Source organism: Maribacter spongiicola, assembly GCF_052119685.1.
Lineage (GTDB): Bacteria > Bacteroidota > Bacteroidia > Flavobacteriales > Flavobacteriaceae > Maribacter > Maribacter spongiicola_A.
This window is the reverse complement of the sequence record NZ_JBGQOO010000002.1, coordinates 244734-260293: the sequence shown is the minus strand read 5'-3', so window position 1 is coordinate 260293 and position 15560 is coordinate 244734. Positions and strand designations below refer to the sequence as shown.

18 protein-coding genes are annotated in these 15560 nt (G+C 34.4%); 5 read left to right on the top strand and 13 right to left on the bottom strand.

Features of this window, described 5'->3' with window-relative positions; translation table 11 throughout:
• Positions 1 to 303: 303 nt before the first annotated feature.
• The 6 genes from rplS to ACEN2N_RS05340 form a co-directional block, all read right to left on the bottom strand.
• Entirely contained in the window at positions 304 to 654 is a 351-nt protein-coding gene (gene rplS / locus ACEN2N_RS05365) for a 50S ribosomal protein L19 (protein ID WP_133687826.1), read from the bottom strand.
• 136 nt (positions 655 to 790) lie between these two features.
• Positions 791 to 1465 (bottom strand): tRNA (guanosine(37)-N1)-methyltransferase TrmD, encoded by a 675-nt coding sequence (trmD, locus tag ACEN2N_RS05360; protein ID WP_441823353.1) that lies wholly within the window; start codon positions 1463 to 1465, stop codon positions 791 to 793.
• 16 nt (positions 1466 to 1481) lie between these two features.
• On the bottom strand, positions 1482 to 1925 hold the full coding sequence (locus ACEN2N_RS05355; protein WP_441823352.1) for a GNAT family N-acetyltransferase: 444 nt from the start codon (positions 1923 to 1925) through the stop codon (positions 1482 to 1484).
• A gap of 33 nt (positions 1926 to 1958) precedes the next feature.
• Positions 1959 to 2582: a tRNA (guanine-N1)-methyltransferase gene (locus tag ACEN2N_RS05350; RefSeq protein ID WP_441823351.1), complete on the bottom strand. Its 624-nt coding sequence runs from the start codon at positions 2580 to 2582 to the stop codon at positions 1959 to 1961.
• A gap of 144 nt (positions 2583 to 2726) precedes the next feature.
• Positions 2727 to 4175, bottom strand: coding sequence for a glyceraldehyde-3-phosphate dehydrogenase (locus tag ACEN2N_RS05345; RefSeq protein WP_441823350.1), 1449 nt, complete (start codon positions 4173 to 4175; stop codon positions 2727 to 2729).
• Positions 4176 to 4291: 116 nt separating this feature from the next.
• Complete coding sequence (locus ACEN2N_RS05340) at positions 4292 to 5683, bottom strand: S1C family serine protease (RefSeq protein WP_441823349.1); 1392 nt, start codon at positions 5681 to 5683, stop codon at positions 4292 to 4294.
• Positions 5684 to 5810: 127 nt separating this feature from the next.
• On the opposite strand from ACEN2N_RS05340, the gene dapF reads away from it, so the two are divergent.
• The 4 genes from dapF to ACEN2N_RS05320 all read left to right on the top strand — a co-directional run bounded on the left by dapF (position 5811) and on the right by ACEN2N_RS05320 (position 8924).
• Positions 5811 to 6587: a diaminopimelate epimerase gene (dapF, locus tag ACEN2N_RS05335; protein ID WP_441823348.1), complete on the top strand. Its 777-nt coding sequence runs from the start codon at positions 5811 to 5813 to the stop codon at positions 6585 to 6587.
• Positions 6581 to 7105 (top strand): GNAT family N-acetyltransferase, encoded by a 525-nt coding sequence (locus ACEN2N_RS05330; RefSeq protein WP_441823347.1) that lies wholly within the window; start codon positions 6581 to 6583, stop codon positions 7103 to 7105. Before dapF ends, ACEN2N_RS05330 begins: the two co-directional genes overlap by 7 nt.
• Positions 7105 to 8148, top strand: coding sequence for an endolytic transglycosylase MltG (gene mltG / locus ACEN2N_RS05325; protein ID WP_441823346.1), 1044 nt, complete (start codon positions 7105 to 7107; stop codon positions 8146 to 8148). Before ACEN2N_RS05330 ends, mltG begins: the two co-directional genes overlap by 1 nt.
• Positions 8149 to 8294: 146 nt before the next feature.
• Positions 8295 to 8924 carry a hypothetical protein gene (locus ACEN2N_RS05320; RefSeq protein WP_441823345.1) on the top strand — a complete coding sequence of 210 codons (630 nt, stop codon included), beginning with the start codon at positions 8295 to 8297 and terminating at the stop codon, positions 8922 to 8924.
• A 55-nt stretch (positions 8925 to 8979) separates the two neighbouring features.
• Here the strand turns inward: ACEN2N_RS05320 and ACEN2N_RS05315 are convergent, their stop codons facing one another.
• The 3 genes from ACEN2N_RS05315 to dnaA form a co-directional block, all read right to left on the bottom strand.
• Positions 8980 to 9702: an SAM-dependent methyltransferase gene (locus tag ACEN2N_RS05315; RefSeq protein WP_441823344.1), complete on the bottom strand. Its 723-nt coding sequence runs from the start codon at positions 9700 to 9702 to the stop codon at positions 8980 to 8982.
• A gap of 97 nt (positions 9703 to 9799) precedes the next feature.
• Entirely contained in the window at positions 9800 to 10252 is a 453-nt protein-coding gene (locus ACEN2N_RS05310) for a low molecular weight protein-tyrosine-phosphatase (protein ID WP_441823343.1), read from the bottom strand.
• Between the two features lie 12 nt (positions 10253 to 10264).
• Positions 10265 to 11689, bottom strand: coding sequence for a chromosomal replication initiator protein DnaA (gene dnaA / locus ACEN2N_RS05305; protein WP_424000451.1), 1425 nt, complete (start codon positions 11687 to 11689; stop codon positions 10265 to 10267).
• Between the two features lie 202 nt (positions 11690 to 11891).
• On the opposite strand from dnaA, the gene ACEN2N_RS05300 reads away from it, so the two are divergent.
• Positions 11892 to 12290 carry an acyl-CoA thioesterase gene (locus ACEN2N_RS05300; RefSeq protein ID WP_441823342.1) on the top strand — a complete coding sequence of 133 codons (399 nt, stop codon included), beginning with the start codon at positions 11892 to 11894 and terminating at the stop codon, positions 12288 to 12290.
• Between the two features lie 3 nt (positions 12291 to 12293).
• Here the strand turns inward: ACEN2N_RS05300 and ACEN2N_RS05295 are convergent, their stop codons facing one another.
• The 4 genes from ACEN2N_RS05295 to ribD are packed head-to-tail and all read right to left on the bottom strand — an operon-like array spanning position 12294 to position 15500.
• On the bottom strand, positions 12294 to 12896 hold the full coding sequence (locus tag ACEN2N_RS05295; RefSeq protein ID WP_441823341.1) for an IMPACT family protein: 603 nt from the start codon (positions 12894 to 12896) through the stop codon (positions 12294 to 12296).
• A 17-nt stretch (positions 12897 to 12913) separates the two neighbouring features.
• Positions 12914 to 13798 carry an EamA family transporter gene (locus ACEN2N_RS05290; protein WP_441823340.1) on the bottom strand — a complete coding sequence of 295 codons (885 nt, stop codon included), beginning with the start codon at positions 13796 to 13798 and terminating at the stop codon, positions 12914 to 12916.
• Positions 13799 to 14401: an HAD family hydrolase gene (locus ACEN2N_RS05285; protein WP_441823339.1), complete on the bottom strand. Its 603-nt coding sequence runs from the start codon at positions 14399 to 14401 to the stop codon at positions 13799 to 13801. It lies immediately after the preceding gene.
• The gene (gene ribD, locus ACEN2N_RS05280) at positions 14394 to 15500 is read right to left on the bottom strand and encodes a bifunctional diaminohydroxyphosphoribosylaminopyrimidine deaminase/5-amino-6-(5-phosphoribosylamino)uracil reductase RibD (RefSeq protein ID WP_441823338.1); all 1107 of its coding nucleotides are present in this window, start codon (positions 15498 to 15500) and stop codon (positions 14394 to 14396) included. Before ribD ends, ACEN2N_RS05285 begins: the two co-directional genes overlap by 8 nt.
• Positions 15501 to 15560: the final 60 nt, after the last annotated feature.

Genomic DNA, 15560 nt, shown 5'->3' with positions numbered 1-15560 from the left:
ATTAATTTTAAGTTTTAAAAGCGACAGCCAATAAGCTTAAAATTTACCTCCATTTAATAATAATTAAATCTATGGTCAAACAATAATACGATAGAACGTAAACTTCGTAGCGGCGATAAAATGAATATTTTCTCATTTTCATTTCTTAACCACACTCTAATTTACAAAAAAAAGTAATTCAAACCTTATTTTTGTAAACTTTTATTAATCAACACATTATGAACAAGGGTTATTCACTTTTGTTCATAAAAAAAGCACCGTATCAAAATAATACGGTGCTTTATATAATTTAGAAAGAGAAATTTATCCTCTAATCTCTTTAATTCTAGCTTTCTTACCAGTTAATTCACGGAAGTAGTAAATTCTAGATCTACGTACTTTGCCACGCTTGTTAACTTCAATTTTTTGAAGTGCAGGTAAGTTAATTGGGAAGATACGCTCAACACCAACAGTACCTGACATTTTACGAATAGTAAAAGTTTCAGTTGAACCAGAACCTCTACGTTGTATTACAACACCTTTAAAGAACTGAGTTCTTGTTTTTTCACCTTCCTTAATTTCATAGTAAACAGTAATTGTGTCACCAGAAGAAAATTTTGGAAAATCTTTTTTAGTTACGAACTCGTCTTGTACAAATTTTATTAATGATTCCATTGTATAGTTAATAGGAATTAAATTAAAGCAACATTCACGATTATCGTCAGAGGTTGTTCTAACAGGGTGCAAAAATAATATTTAAATTAAAACACACAAGCATTTATATGGTTTTTCTTTAATAATCAAAATTAAGCTACTCAAGTAAGTCCGGGCGGAGCTTTACTGTACGCTCGTACGCCTTATCTTCTCGCCATTCTTCAATCTTGCCAAAGTTTCCGCTTAATAGAATATCGGGCACATGCATTCCTTTATATTCAGCTGGTCTCGTATAGATTGGTGGAGCTAAAAGTCCGTCTTGAAAAGTATCAGTTAGGGCAGATGTTTCATCGTTTAATACCCCTGGTAATAATCTAATTATAGCGTCACATAATACCGCGGCACCCAATTCTCCTCCAGAAAGTACATAATCTCCAATGGATATTTCTTTAGTGATAAATGCATCTCTTACTCGCTGATCAACACCTTTATAATGACCACATAGAATTATTATATTCTCGACCATCGATAGGGTGTTTGCCATTTTTTGATTTAAGGTAGTGCCATCTGGCGTCATATATATAACCTCGTCGTAATCGCGCTGCGATTTTAAATCGGTTATACATTTGTCTATAGGCTCTATCATAAGCACCATTCCGGCTCCGCCACCGAATTGATAATCATCGACATTACGGTACTTCGTGTCGGTATAATCTCTAAGATTGTGAAAGTGGACTTCTACCAATCCTTTTTCAATAGCTCTTTTTAAAATAGAGGCTTCAAAGGGGCTGGTAAGTAACTCGGGCAATACGGTAATAATATCTATTCGCATCTTTTAATTTGCATCATCATTTAGCCTGCCAAAAGTAATGAAAAGCGTGGTAATCTTTTACCCATCCTAATTTCTCATATAATTTTTGAGCCGGATTGTCAATGGCGGTTTCTAATGCGAGTCCTTTGTAATTATTCATTTTACAAAATTCTTGTGCTTTTAACAATAACTGTTCACCAATAGATTCCCCTCTATACTTTACATCTACGAATAAATCATTTAGAATTAATGATTTCTCTAAACTCACCGATGAGAACGTGTAATATAGCTGAACGAAGCCAACAGCTTTGTTGTCTTCGTAAGCTGCGAAAATAATAGACTCTTCTTTTGTAATTCTATCATTTAGAAATTTGGCTGCAGCATCGGTATCTGATTTCATTTTGTAGAATACTCTGTACCCATCGAAAAGAGAAATAATATCGATAATATCTGCTGCTATAATTCTTCGTATATTTTTCATATCAAAAAAAAAGCTCCGTTAAGGAGCTTTTAGTTATTTAGTTTTCTTCTGTTTATTTATCTCATCTTGTAGTTGCCTACTGATTTTTTGCTCGCGCTCTAGGGATCTTCTTCTATGGTCTTCATATTCAACCTCTAGTTCAGAAAGATTTTGTTTTGCTTCTTGAGTCAAAATATTACTATTTCTAAATTTATAGATGAAGAAGCCAAGTGTTAGAAACAATGCCCCAATAATCGTCCATAGAACAAAATTATATGATCCTTTAGAAACAGGTAGTCCTAAAAATGACATACTATCTTTTTCTTCGGTAACAGCGCCTAAATTAGTTGTAGTTTCCTCTAACTTATTATTTAAAGACGTAATTGTTGTCTCATGTTCTGCAATCGTCGCCTTAAGCTCGCCAGTTTTTTTATTCATGGCCGCTATAGAATCCAAAACATTCTCGCGAATTTTAAAAAGATTGGTTTCTTTTACTACTTCATATCTAATACCATCAGCTCTATAATTACCTGATCGCTTAGCAATAAAATCGAATTGGTTACTAATAGGACCTTCGTCTAAAGACAGTTTATCGTCCTCTTCTTCAGTGTCTTGTGCAAATTGTAGGTTACTAGCCAGTAGTAATGCCAGTAGCAATAGTATTCTATAGAATTTCATTTAATAGATTCTTAGGTTAATTTGAATAATTTAGAGTTGACTAAAGTACTTTATAATTATCATACTATAAAAAAAAGTCAATGCTAAAAAACGTTTATTTAACTACGTAGCATATCAACAAATAGATGTTATATTTTAAAAAAATTAGTAATATGTAAAACGACGAACTTTGGCAATATACTTCGCTAAACGAATAACCTGGTGCGAATAGCCATATTCATTGTCATACCAGATGTACAGAATAATATTTTTGCCACTTTCAGATACAATTGTCGCCATACTATCATAAATAGACGGTGCAGAAGTACCAATAATGTCAGAGGATACCAATTCTTTATCTAACGAGTATTTAATTTGCTCTACTAAATCACCTTCAAGAGCATATTTTTTTATCATGGTGTTTACACCTTCAAGAGAAGTCTTTTGTTTAACATCAAGATTTAAAATAGCTAATGATCCGTTTGGTACAGGTACACGAATGGCATTAGATGTCAATTTACCTTTTAATGACGGTAATGCCTTTGTAACGGCTTGGCCAGCTCCTGTTTCTGTTATGACCATATTAAGTGCGGCAGCACGACCTCTTCTGTATTTGCCATGCATATTATCGACCAAATTTTGATCGTTCGTGTATGCGTGAATAGTTTCTAAATGTCCTTTATCTATTCCTAATGTTTCTTCGATAGCCTTTAAAATAGGGGTTATGGCATTCGTCGTGCATGAAGCGGCTGAAAATATTTCGGTTTCATCTGGGTCATATTCTAAATGATTTACACCGTGTACAATATTTGCAACTTCTTTGCCGGGTGCTGTCAATAGCACTTTTATCGCTCCTTTTGACTGTAGGTGTCTTTCTAGCTGTTCTTTAGTTCTAAATGCGCCGGTGTTATCGATAACCAAAGCATCATTTATACCATATTCAGTATAGTCAATTTCTTCTGGCATGTTCGCATAAATGACATGCACCGTTGTGCCATTAATAATTAATTTAAGATTAGTATAATCAACCTTAACCGTACCATTAAAAATACCGTGAACTGAATCTGTTTTAAGTAAGCTGGCTCTTTTTTCAAGATTTTCAATACTAGGCTTACCTCTTACCACGATAGCTCTTAATCGAAGTTGATTTCCTTTACCAGTTTTAGACATTAATTCTCTGGCAACTAATCTGCCTATACGTCCAAAGCCGTATAGAACAACATCTTTGGGTTCAATGCTTTTAAAATCTTGCGCAGCGTGTAATTTATCAATTACAAAAGATTTTACATTATTTAAGATATTGGAATCAGAATGGTATTCGTATGTTAATTTACCGATATCTAATTTAGAAGGTGGTAAAAGCATATCTGAGATGGACCGTAAAATTTCAACCGAATCAAAAATTGATATTGGTTTTTGTACGAATTCACCAGCATACTCGTGTAAATGAATGATGTCACTTACATTTTTGTCAATAACCTGATTTTTAAAAAGGACAATTTCAATGGATTTATCATACCATAAATCGCTAACGATTTTAATAAATTCAGTTGTAGCTTTTCTACGGTCTGCTTGAAATGCCAGCTCTTTTTCAAAAGTGGTTTGTGGAGCCATAATTAGTTGATTATTTTTATAATTCGCACAAAACTAGAAAAATTAACCACTTAAAATAAATATTTTTCAAAAAAAAGCCTTCGTTTTTACGAAGGCTGTATTTTTTGGTTATTTTTTTATTGGAAGATTAGTCGATCTCGTTCGCCATTGGATCCAACCATAACAATTACCGTTTTTCCGTATTTAGAAATAGCACCGAAGGCGGTATATGCGTCGTCAATATTTCCAATCTCATAATCGTCAACCTTAACGATAACCTTTTCAGATAAACCATAGCCTCTGTATCTTTCAGGTACGCCGGTGATTTTTACTCCCGATGTTGTTTTGTAAACTTTTTTATCGTGCTCGGTAAGGTTCTTAACCTCTAAGCCCATTTCAGGCACAACCAATTTTTGTCTTTCTTTCAAAACTAATGGTAAGGTTATAAGTTCTTTGTCTCTATCAATAACGAAGGCTAAAGTGTCTCCTGGTCTTTTTGTAGAAAGGTATCCGGATAAATCTGGATATTTATGCACATCAATTTCATCGACTTTTTTTATGATATCGCCGACAACAATTCCTGCTTCTTGCGCTGCAGATTCTTCTTCGACCAATTCAATAAATACGCCGTCGATATTATTGATGCCTTTTTCAATAGCATCTCTGGTATTTATTGGAGCAGGACTTATTCCCATAAATCCTTTCTGAACATTACCGTATTCCAAAATATCTTGAACTACTTTTTTGGCAATATTACTAGGAACGGCAAAAGAATAGCCAACATAAGATCCCGTCTGTGAAGTAATAGCAGTATTAATACCTACTAAATCTCCATTAGTATTCACTAATGCACCGCCAGAATTACCTGGATTTACAGCCGCATCGGTTTGAATGAATGACTGATTTTTTCCGAGATTACGAGCTTTTGCACTTACAATACCAGCGGTTACTGTAGAAGTAAGATTAAAAGGGTTGCCTACTGCCAATACCCATTCGCCTATTTTTGTGTGATCAGAATCACCAAAAGCTAAATAAGGTAACTTTTCATCTGTATCAATTTTTATAAGAGCAATGTCAGAATTTGGGTCAGTACCAATAAGCTCTGCTTTATAGGTTCTATTATTATTAAGGGTAACTTGTAATTGTGTAGCTTTATTGATGACATGGTTATTGGTAACAATATATCCATCAGAAGAAATAATTACTCCCGATCCAGTACCAACTTGTGGTACGGCATTACCGCCAGTACCATAAAAGATATCGAATATAGTTGTTGGTCCTTTGCTAAGTGTAATGTTTTTAACGTGCACCACTGCATTTACAGTATTCTCAGCGGCACTGGTAAAATCAACTTCGTTAATTCCGGCACCTCTTGCAGATGTCGGGGTATAACTAGCATTTACAACACCACTATTGTTCTCTTGGCTAATAATTATAAAATTTTCCTTCTCGAAAAATAGTTTGTAAGCGCCCAATGTAATTGCACCTGCAAAAACAGATACAAATAATAGACTTGCTATTCTTTTCATATTCATTAAAGTTTTAACATATTCTACACAAAATTACTCGTTTTTGCGGTATTTGATAAGCGTTTAACTACTTTTTAACTACCAAAAAAAACCTATTTATATGCTATCTTTGAGGCTTTAGTTAAGCATGAAAAATATATTTTATAAATATCAAGGTACGGGTAATGATTTTGTGATGGTCGATAATCGCAATGGGCAATTTCCAAAACATGATAATGCGTTAATCGCTAAAATCTGCCATAGAAGATTCGGAGTAGGTTCTGACGGACTCATTTTATTAGAAAATGACGAGAATACCGATTTTCGAATGGTCTATTTTAATGCAGATGGAAAAGAAGGAAGTATGTGTGGTAATGGCGGAAGATGCATTGTTGCCTTCGCTCATTTTCTTGATATTATAAAAAAGGATACCACATTTATTGCTGTAGATGGTTTGCACGAAGCAACTATTATAGGTGATGTCGTAAGTCTTAAAATGACAGATGTGAGTCAGGTAAAAGAGAAACCAAATGCGCTGTTTATGAATACAGGTTCGCCCCATCATGTTCAAATAGTAAAAAATTTAAAGTCTTTTGATGTTGTAAAAGAAGGTGCGCGTATGCGTTATGGTATTTATGGAGAAAAAGGGAGTAATATTAATTTTGTAGAAGCCAATGCTGAAGGCGGATTTGATATTAGAACTTATGAACGCGGAGTTGAAGATGAAACCTTATCATGTGGAACAGGTGTAACGGCAGTTGCCTTAGGCATGTATCATCTAGGAAAAACATCGAAAAAGACTATTGCTGTAAACGCGCTTGGTGGTAATCTTGAGGTTACTTTTCAAGAAAATAAAGGCTCGTATAGCGATATCTATTTAAAAGGAGAAGCAAGACAAGTATTTAAAGGAGAGATGTTGTGGTAACATTAAAAGGAGAACAGATTTATCTAAGGGCTTTAGAACAAAAAGACCTCGATTTTCTATATGAACTAGAGAACAATACCGAAGTCTGGGAGGTAAGCGGTACCGTAACTCCATATTCAAAAGATGTATTACAACTCTATCTTGATAATGCCCATCGAGATATTTATGATGTTAAGCAATTGCGTTTAGTGATATGTTCGCAAGAGCATCAAGCAATTGGTTTAATTGATGTTTTTGATTTTGAACCAAACCATAAGAGAGCTGGTATCGGCATTATTATTCTCAATGAAAATCAAAGAAATAAAGGAGCAGGGGCAGAAGCAGTAACGTTGCTGTGCAATTACTTGTTTGAAGTTTTAGGCTTAAGGCAAGTTTATGCCAATATTTTAGAAGAAAATGCGCCAAGCTTACATTTGTTTAAAAAGTTGGGTTTTCAAGAAGTTGGAATGAAGAAAGATTGGGTAAGATTTAAGGGTATGTTTAAGAATGAAGTTTTATTACAAAAAATAAATAATTAATGAGCATCAAGCGTATATTATTAGGTGTAGTAGTTGTGGGATTAATAGGTGGCGGAATTTTTGGGTATTTAGCATATCGTACCTTTTTCACTCCCAATACTAGTTTTGACAATGATGAAGCTATAGTTTTTATACCTACCGATGCTACAATTAGTGATTTAGAAGAACAACTTACGCCACTTGTAAAAGATTTTAGTTCATTTGAATCTGCAGCAGATAGAAAAGGATATTTAAATAAAATCAAAGCAGGTAAGTATAAGTTAGGTAAGGGTATGAATAACAATGAGATAGTAAACTCATTGCGTAGCGGAAATATACCGGTAAAAGTATCTTTTAACAATCAAGAAAATATATATGATCTGGCGGGTAGAATTGCAAGTCAAATTGAGGCGGATAGTACATCGTTAGTTGCAGCATTCGACAATAAAGATTTTATGAAAGCAAATGGTTTTGATGACGCTAATAAAATATCACTTTATATACCGAACAGTTATGAGTTCTTTTGGAACACTTCGGCAGAATCTTTTAGAGCAAGAATGTTAAAGGAATATAATCGTTTCTGGACTGATACACGTAAAGAGAAAGCTAGTGCACTTGGCTTAAAACCTAATGAAGTAATTGCCTTGGCATCGATTGTGCATAAAGAAACGGCAAAAGTAGACGAAAGACCAACAGTTGCTGGGGTGTATTTAAATAGGCTACGAAAAGGAATGTTGTTACAGGCTGATCCAACGGTAATATATGCTATCAAAAAAGAAACCGGAAATTTCGATACTATAATTAAAAGAGTCCTGTATAGGGATCTGGAAATGGATTCGCCATATAACACATATAAGTATGCAGGTTTGCCACCAGGCCCTATTGCAATGCCCGATATTACGGCAATAGATGCTGTTTTGAACCCTAAAAAACATAATTACTACTATTTTGTGGCTAATGTAGAAAAGTTCGGTTATCACATGTTTGCAGAGAATTTAGCGCAGCACAACCGAAATAAAGAGCAGTACATCCGATGGATCAATGCTCAAAAAATCAATAGATAAACTTTCAACCGAATTTTAGAACTTCTTAACTAAATATGTATTCTTTTAACAGAACCTTCTTAAACTCTTAAAATTTCGGGTTTACCTTTGCCTCAGAAATTTAAGCAAGCAATAATAGTCGCTGTAGGTCTTAAGAAATATATGGTATGAGAAGATGGATATTAGCAAGTTGTCCTCTTATTGTGATGTTTATTTTATCTGGTTATGGCTTTAAACCTTTTACGGTTAAAGTGCCAGAGCAGCTAAAAGTTAAAAACCCTATTATGGTTTCGTTTCCTCAAGACGAAGCTCTTTTATCAAATTATCAAATCGCTCCCCCTTTTCTTGGCAGTCAATTTATAGGCTTTAAAGAAGCATTAGCTTTTAAAGAGTCTCAGGGTAACTATTTTGTTACCAATACTTTTGGGTATTTGGGGAAATATCAATTTGGGTTGAGCACCTTAGAACTAGTTGGTGTATATGATGGAAATCAGTTTTTAAGCAATCCTGTATTGCAAGAGAAAGTTTTTCATATAAATACATCTCGTAACAAGTGGATTCTTAGAAAGGATATTAAGCGTTACGTAGGTGTACGAATGAATGGTGTAGAAGTTACGGAGTCTGGTATTCTGGCAGCCGCCCATTTAGCAGGTGCAGGTAATGTGAAATTATATCTAAGATCACATGGTAGAATGGAAATTACCGATGGTTATGGTACCAGTATTTCCAACTATATGAAAAAGTTTTCTGGCTACGATGTTTCTATGATAGAAGCAAAACGTAATCCAAGAATTTAAAAGTTTAAGTAGATATGAAAATGTGAAACCTTGGCAATTCGTTGTCAAGGTTTTTTTATGCTTGAATAATAAAAATTGCAGGTCTTTTGTGTAGGTCTACATTCTCTGTTTTCCAGTTTATGGCAGTTTTTGTTTTAATATATTCCGTTGGTAAGGTAATATCGGCGGCTACACAAATTCTAGTACTAGGTGCTAAGGTTTTAATCAACTCTTCTAGCATTTTATTATTTCTATAAGGCGTTTCGATAAACACCTGCGATTGGTCTTCTTCTTTTGACCTACGCTCTAAATTTTTAATATGTTTTTTACGATCGGCGCCATCAATAGGTAAATAACCATTAAATGCAAAGTTTTGACCGTTCATACCACTTGCCATTAATGCCAAGAGAATAGAAGATGGCCCAACTAAGGGAATAACCTGTATATTCTTATCGTGTGCAATTTTGACTACTGCTGCACCTGGGTCTGCAATACCGGGGCAACCAGCTTCAGAAAGTATGCCTACGTCATAACCTTCTAAACAAGGATTTAGAAAACTAGGAATTTCTTCTGCCAGTGTAAACTTATTTAAAGCAAATAGTTTTAGGCTGGGTTGCGATTTTCTGGGGCTGATTTTTTTTATGAAATGTCGAGCGGTTTTTTCGTTTTCAACGATATAGTGGTCCAATTTCTCAATAGTTTGCTTTATTGAAATGGGTAAAACTTCTAATGGGGGCATATCGCCCAATGTTGTTGGTATTAAATATACCTTCCCTATTTTTCCGTTTTGTGTGCTCATTACTATTTACTTGATAATCGAGATTTAAATGATTCAGGGCTTACATCGAAATATTATAGTTGTTCTACTAGGAATGTCTCGTGGGCTTGCTTTAAGGTTATTTACTTTCTAGTCTTGCGGCTATACTATCGCAAGCTTGATTAATCATTTGAAAAACATGTTCAAATCCGTCTTCGGCATCATAATATGGATCTGGAACTTCTTTGTCTGAAGAACTTATTTCGTTTAAAATAAGCTTCACTTTTTGGGCATCTGCTTTATTTCTTGCTAAATCAATTATATTACCATAGTTACTTTTATCCATGGCATATATGATATCAAAAGAATCAAAATCTGAAACAGTAAATTTTCGGCAAACTTGTAAACTAATATCTATGCCATGTTCTTTGGCTACTTTAATAGATCTTGGGTCTGGTGCTTTGCCAATATGATAACCAGCTGTACCGGCAGATTCAACAAATATTTTGGTAGTATCGACCTTACTTTTTAATATACCTTCAGCCAATGGTGACCTACATATATTACCTAGGCAAACCATCAACACCTTCATGTAACGTAAGTTTTAAGAAAATTTCTTAGTTAGGTCGTCTATATATTTACGAAACTGCTTATCGGTTTCTGCAAGGTTGTCGACAGTTTTACAAGCATGTAAAACAGTAGCGTGATCTCTTTTGCCAATTTGCGAACCTATACTTGCTAATGAAGCTTTAGTAAATTTTTTGGCAAAGAACATTGCTAATTGTCTTGCTTGTACAATATGTCTTTTTCTTGTTTTAGACTGTAAAGTTGCTACATCCATTTCAAAGTAATCTGAGACTACTTTTTGTATGTAGTCGATTGAAACTTCTCGTTTGGTATTTTTTACGAATTTCTCAACAACTTGTTGGGCAAGTTCGATAGTAACTTCTCTTTTGTTTAAGGTAGACTGTGCGATCAAAGAAATAATAGCACCTTCTAATTCTCTAATATTTGTTTTAATATGTTTAGCAACATATTCTATAATGTCATCAGGTATTTCAACACCATCTCTATATAACTTGTTCTTTAAGATGGAAATTCTTGTTTCGTAATCAGGACTCTGCAGTTCTGCAGATAATCCCCATTTAAAACGAGAAAGTAAGCGTTGTTCGATATCCTGCATATCTACAGGAGCTTTATCAGAAGTAAGTATTACTTGCTTACCGTTTTGATGCAAGTGGTTGAAAATATGGAAGAATACATCTTGCGTACCAGATTTACCTGATAAGAATTGTACATCGTCAATAATCAACACATCTATTAATTGGTAGAAATGAATAAAATCATTTCGAGTATTCTTTTTAACTGACTCGATATATTGTTGCGTGAATTTCTCAGCAGAAATATAAAGTACGGTACGTTCTGGATATTTATCTTTTATTTCAACACCAATAGCATGCGCTAAGTGTGTTTTTCCAAGTCCAACACCACCAAAAACTAATAACGGATTAAAAGATGTGCCACCTGGTTTGTTAGCAACCGCCATACCGGCTGATCTTGCCAAACGGTTAGAATCACCTTCTAAAAAGTTATCAAAATTGTAATTAGGGTTTAACTGAGATTCTATTTTAATATTTCTAATACCTGGAATTACAAACGGATTACGTAATTCAGGATTTTTAGATTTAATTGGAACATCCATTTCTTGAGCAGCCATGGCACCTCTGTTAGAACTTGGTATCTTTTCGGTAAAAGGTTCTTTATTACCGTAAGTGTTTTCCATTCTAATTATGTACACCAACTTTGCCGTTTCTCCCAATTCTTTAGTCAGGGCAACTTTCAAAAGTTTAACGTAATGTTCTTCTAGCCACTCGTAAAAAAATTTACTAGGCACTTGAATACTTAATGCGTTCTCAGATAGCTTAACAGGTTTGATAGGTTCAAACCAAGTTTTGAATGCCTGCGGTTGGATATTATCCTTTATAAACACCAAACAGTTTTTCCAGACGGAATTTGCAGTAACACTCATAATAAAATTTTCACTTTTAATGGTTAGTGTTGAACTATAGGTGATTATAAAAAATCAATATAGGTTCTCTTTCAACTTGGGCAAATATGTGAACAATTTATTGAAAAAAAAAATCGATAGTCATTGAATTTGACCTTTTTTTTTCGCATGTTCGCTCACTCAATAGGGGAGCTTTTAAATATATACTTTTTACTTCATATAAATGCGTACAAACGAAATTTCTTTTCGAATTAGATATAGTGAAACCGACCAGATGGGCGTTGTCTATCATGGCAATTATGCTCAATATTTAGAGTTGGCAAGAGTTGAATGGTTAAGGTCGTTAGGTATTTCTTACAAAAGCATGGAGGAAGGTGGAATTATGCTTCCAGTAATAAGTTTGTCAATAAAATATTTAAAGCCAGCTCTGTATGATGATTTAATTACAGTGAAGGTTATTTTGACTAAAAAGCCGGCTGTTCGAATTGAATTTGACTATGAAATTTTAAATGAAGCAGGAGATTTGTTAGCGACCGCGAATACAGTTTTGGTGTTTATGGATATGAAGCGCAATAGACCTACTAAATGTCCGCAAATACTTTTAGATAAATTGGAGTATTAGAAATTAGTCAATTTCTTTAATTTCTAATTTGTGATGCGCCTTTAAAAGTTTCGTTGTCTTTTTGAAATCACTTTTATTAACCGATAGCACCATTTTACATTTTAAATGTAAATCTTGCGATACAATATTGAGTTGGTGTTTTTTTACCAATCGCATTACAATATCCATTTCTGAATACTCAAATGTCACCGATAATTGTTGTTGCAAAACTCTAGTAACTATTTTGGAATTTTCTAAAGCTAACTTTGCAGCTTCTTTGTAAGCACTAATTAATCCGCCGACACCTAATTTAGTTCCGCCGAAAATACGAACAACGGCAACCAATGTATTCGTTACATCAAAAGACTGCAATTGCCCATAAATGGGCATACCGGCAGAGTTGTTTGGTTCCCCATCATCATTAGCACGATACGATTTGGTTTCAATACCCATTTGCCAGGCATAGCATACATGGTTTGCAGTGGGGTATTCTTTTTTAAGTGCCTCTATATGTTCTTTAACGACATCTTCATCGGTAACCGGAAAGCAATAGCCATAAAACTTGCTCTTCCGTTCTTTGAACAAAATAGGTTCAGATGGTTTAGAGATTGTTTTATAGGCGTCCATATATGTAAAAGTAATTTTTAAATAAAAGTCATTAGTTGCTGACCAAAAGCAACTAGAATTATACTAAAGATAGCCAATCCTATACCGAACCAGTTTTTAGCCGTTAGGCGCTCTCTAAACAGTATTATGCCCAATAAAGTAGAGAACATTACAATTGCCACATTATTAATTGTGAAAACAGAAGCGCTGTTCCATGTTGGGTGTTGTAATGCTTTAAGTAAAAAATAAATGGAGAAGTAATTAGGTACACCCAAACAAATACCACCAATAATATTTTTAAAATTTACTTTTAGACGCTGTTGGGTAGATTTAAATGCGATGAAAAGTAATCCGAAAATACCTGCAGATAAAAAGACTGTTGCCGAGAATAAGGCATATTCCTCTTCGGGCATATGAGCATCTTGAAAGTATTTTATGCTGGTGTCTATAGTTCCCGAACCAAGAAAAACTAAAACAGGTAATGCGAAAGCCCATTTTTCAGCTTTTACTTTTTGCTCTTTTAATGAGGTGAAATAAACGGCTAGTAAGGCTAGAACGATCCCTATAATTTCTAATACTCCTAGTTTCTCCTTATAGAAGAAAACTCCGAATAAAACAGGTATGGTAAGTGACATCTTAGTGGCAACCGATGCAACAGAGACTCCTAGTTTCTGAGAGGTTGCTGCCATCAAGTTAAATATTAGTATGAAAAGAAGACCTAAGGCGACACTTCCCCAAAACCAACTTTTCTGTGGTATTTCAGCAAGGTGTATTGGCTCATTATAATAAATGACACCTACGGTGCAAGCAACAAAGTAATTGGTAATTATAGCATATATCGTTTGAACCTGATATTTGGCATACAATTTAAAAATGACGAAAATTAGACTTGAAAATAGAATGCTAAACGCTAAATAAATCATTTAGAGGTGGCTTAAAGTTTCAAGAACATCTTCTTTACCTATTTGAAGATTCCAGCAATGTATACCTAGTTTAGACGCGGCATCCGTATTTTCTTTAGTATCATCTAAAAAGAAGGTTTCATTTGCATTTAATTTATTTTCATTTAAGACAAACTCATATATGTCTACATTAGGTTTGCGCATTTTCATTTCTTGTGATAGATAGAAAACCTCAAAACAATTTTTGAACCTATTGAACCTTTCCAATCCCATCGATTCTTTCACTTTGTCTATATGCAGGTCGTTTGTATTACTCAATAAGAATAATCGATACTGATTATCGCTTTTTAGTTTTTCAATGAATTTAAGTCTGTCTTCAGGGAAGTCTAAGATAATAGAATTCCATGCGTCTTTAATTTGATTTTTAGTAGTATTGGGGAAAATTGACCGAAGTCTATTTACAAATTCATCAGACTCCATCAAACCCATTTCATATTCTTTGAAAATAGTATCTAATTCAGGAGTCAATTCGGTGAATCCGAATTTTGCCATTTCTAATAAAGGGGCTTGCTTATCAAGATTAATGAAGATATCTCCAAAATCAAATATGATGTTTTTAATCATTTCGTACTATGGTTAGTTGGTCGGTTAAAATTTGAACTTGTTGTTGTGTACGCCCTACAACTTTTGGCGCAGCAATACCTTCTGTGAAATTATTCGCTACTTTAAAAATTCGAGCTTCATCCCATAGGTTAGCGTCAATATAACTTTGTAGTGTTTGTGAGCCACCTTCGATTATGACACTTTGTATCTGCTCTTCAAACATTAAAGTGCATAATTGTTGTGGTAAGTCAACTTTAAAATCTAAGACTTTATAGATTATACCGGCTACATCATTTTTGCAATCAGTTATTTCGGTGCAGACGATGGTCCTTTGTTTTCCGTCGAGAACGTGATAATCTGAAGTAATCTTTAAGCTTCTATCTAAAACAATGCGTGCAGGTGCTTTACCAGCCCAATCTCTTAGGTTTAATTGCGGATTGTCAGCCAAGACTGTATTTGTACCTACTAAAATACCAGCCTCTTCACTGCGCCATTTATGTACTAATTGTCGCGATTTGGTGTTGGTAATCCAATAGGGCTTCTTTTCTTCACCGCGTTTTACAGATTTAGGAGCGATAAATCCGTCAGCTGTTTCTGCCCATTTTAAAATAATATATGGTCGTTTTTTAGTGAAAAAGGTGAGAAAGCGTTTATGATGTTCTTCGCATTCTTTTTGTAGAACACCTACTTTAACTACGCATCCTGCAGCTTCTAATTTTTTGATTCCGTTACCTGCAACTTTTTCATGTGGGTCTTTCAATCCGATAACAACCTTAGGTATTCCCATTTTAACAATCAAATCTGCACAAGGCGGAGTTTTACCGTAATGCGAACAAGGTTCAAGGGTTACATAAATGGTAGATGATTTTAAAAGGGAAACATCAGAAACAGAGTTAATAGCATTTACCTCAGCATGAGAGCCACCGTACGCACTAGTAAATCCCTCGCCAATAATTTTACCGTTATGCACAATTACGGCACCAACCATAGGGTTGGGCGCAGTAGTACCTAATCCGTTCTTTGCAATTTGTATACAACGAAGCATATAGGTATCATCGACAGAAAGCGCATCACTTTGTAAAGGCATCGAATTATTGTAATCTAGATTATTATTGGACATCAAACTTTAACATTATACGCATATCACGTATCTTCACACCTCAAAAATAGTACTTTAAAA

Coding starts and splice junctions, on each gene's coding strand:
- ACEN2N_RS05295 (WP_441823341.1), bottom strand. CDS start 12,896: ATGGACGCCTATAAAACAATCTCTAAACCATCTGAACCTATTTTGTTC.
- ACEN2N_RS05300 (WP_441823342.1), top strand. CDS start 11,892: ATGCGTACAAACGAAATTTCTTTTCGAATTAGATATAGTGAAACCGAC.
- ACEN2N_RS05320 (WP_441823345.1), top strand. CDS start 8,295: ATGAGAAGATGGATATTAGCAAGTTGTCCTCTTATTGTGATGTTTATT.
- trmD (WP_441823353.1), bottom strand. CDS start 1,465: ATGCGAATAGATATTATTACCGTATTGCCCGAGTTACTTACCAGCCCC.
- rplS (WP_133687826.1), bottom strand. CDS start 654: ATGGAATCATTAATAAAATTTGTACAAGACGAGTTCGTAACTAAAAAA.
- ACEN2N_RS05350 (WP_441823351.1), bottom strand. CDS start 2,582: ATGAAATTCTATAGAATACTATTGCTACTGGCATTACTACTGGCTAGT.
- dnaA (WP_424000451.1), bottom strand. CDS start 11,689: ATGAGTGTTACTGCAAATTCCGTCTGGAAAAACTGTTTGGTGTTTATA.
- mltG (WP_441823346.1), top strand. CDS start 7,105: ATGAGCATCAAGCGTATATTATTAGGTGTAGTAGTTGTGGGATTAATA.
- dapF (WP_441823348.1), top strand. CDS start 5,811: ATGAAAAATATATTTTATAAATATCAAGGTACGGGTAATGATTTTGTG.
- ribD (WP_441823338.1), bottom strand. CDS start 15,500: ATGTCCAATAATAATCTAGATTACAATAATTCGATGCCTTTACAAAGT.
- ACEN2N_RS05315 (WP_441823344.1), bottom strand. CDS start 9,702: ATGAGCACACAAAACGGAAAAATAGGGAAGGTATATTTAATACCAACA.
- ACEN2N_RS05290 (WP_441823340.1), bottom strand. CDS start 13,798: ATGATTTATTTAGCGTTTAGCATTCTATTTTCAAGTCTAATTTTCGTC.
- ACEN2N_RS05340 (WP_441823349.1), bottom strand. CDS start 5,683: ATGAAAAGAATAGCAAGTCTATTATTTGTATCTGTTTTTGCAGGTGCA.
- ACEN2N_RS05355 (WP_441823352.1), bottom strand. CDS start 1,925: ATGAAAAATATACGAAGAATTATAGCAGCAGATATTATCGATATTATT.
- ACEN2N_RS05310 (WP_441823343.1), bottom strand. CDS start 10,252: ATGAAGGTGTTGATGGTTTGCCTAGGTAATATATGTAGGTCACCATTG.
- ACEN2N_RS05285 (WP_441823339.1), bottom strand. CDS start 14,401: ATGATTAAAAACATCATATTTGATTTTGGAGATATCTTCATTAATCTT.
- ACEN2N_RS05345 (WP_441823350.1), bottom strand. CDS start 4,175: ATGGCTCCACAAACCACTTTTGAAAAAGAGCTGGCATTTCAAGCAGAC.